Source organism: Humidesulfovibrio sp., assembly GCF_030689645.1.
Taxonomy (GTDB): domain Bacteria; phylum Desulfobacterota; class Desulfovibrionia; order Desulfovibrionales; family Desulfovibrionaceae; genus Humidesulfovibrio.
The window spans coordinates 1-1020 of record NZ_JAUYFU010000023.1 but is presented as its reverse complement, the minus strand read 5'-3'; the positions used below and the strand labels follow the sequence as shown (position 1 = coordinate 1020).

The following is a 1020-nucleotide window of genomic DNA, read 5'->3' as shown; positions in this document are numbered from 1 at the left end:
CTACGCCTGACTTCCCGGCCAAGAAAACATTTGAACGCCTGATCGCGGCACTTGAAGAACCCATCCAGACGGAATCTGGCGAGAAGATTTTCTTAACCCCTGTTGCCGGTGTGGTTACCCGCCTGCCTGATGATTCCAGTGACCAGATGATCATTCGTGTCGAAGAAGCGGTCAAAGATGCCCGCTCCGGTGCCGACAAAATGGTCATGGGAAACTGACAAAGGAGGATGACATGAAACGTTCATTCGTTTACAAACTTTTTGGATTCATCCTTCTGGCAGGGTTGATTATTAACCTTGCATCCGTTCGACCGGTTCAAGCACAAACAACTGGACAGGCGGATCTGACCCTGACTGATTTGGGGATGGTGATTCCTCATACCTTAACCGGCCCAACCTCTGAAGTCGAATTTACCTTTAACATGCCTGCGGATTGGAAGCCTGAGGGGACTGCCTCATTCGATCTCGACATCATGGCTTTCTTTTCAAGCCTGGTAGCCACTGAATCCAACCAGACCCTATCCGGGTTGGTGGGCGGCGATCTTAGTGTGTTTTTGAATGACACCATGGTGGGCATCAATACGCTACAAACCAGCGGCGAACAAACCTTGCGCTTCGAATTTGATGCCACCCTTATTGCGCCGGTCACTCGCGATGGCGTGAATATCCTGACCATTCGCTGGGATGGCTCCATCTCTTGTTTGATGAATCTACTCTCCAGTGTGACCATCTCGCCGACATCCAAACTCACCTTTGGATATGATGAGAGTCAGACATCATTAACGCTCAACGATTTTCCGGCGCCTTTTGTGATCAAGAATTCAGTGCAGCCAGTTCCTCTGAAGATAGCCTTGCCGGCTGACCCGAGTGTTGGTGAACTGCAGGCAGCGATGGTTTTGGCTGCGGGCATTGGCCAAATCTCAAACGGAGAGACCATTGCAGAAGTCATAACGCTTGCAGATTTTCGTCCTGCTGCTTCTACCCGTCAAAATGTAATTCTGGTAGCGAATACAGACTCTTT

2 protein-coding genes are annotated in these 1020 nt (G+C 50.0%); both read left to right on the top strand.

All coding sequences use genetic code 11. From position 1 onward, the window contains the following. Positions 1–218: hypothetical protein (locus Q8O35_RS03295; RefSeq protein WP_305570571.1), on the top strand; the 218-nt coding region annotated here is incomplete at its 5' end. A 14-nt stretch (positions 219–232) separates the two neighbouring features. Beyond that, positions 233–1020 (top strand): cellulose biosynthesis cyclic di-GMP-binding regulatory protein BcsB (locus Q8O35_RS03290; RefSeq protein ID WP_305570569.1); only part of this gene is annotated, 788 nt, incomplete at its 3' end.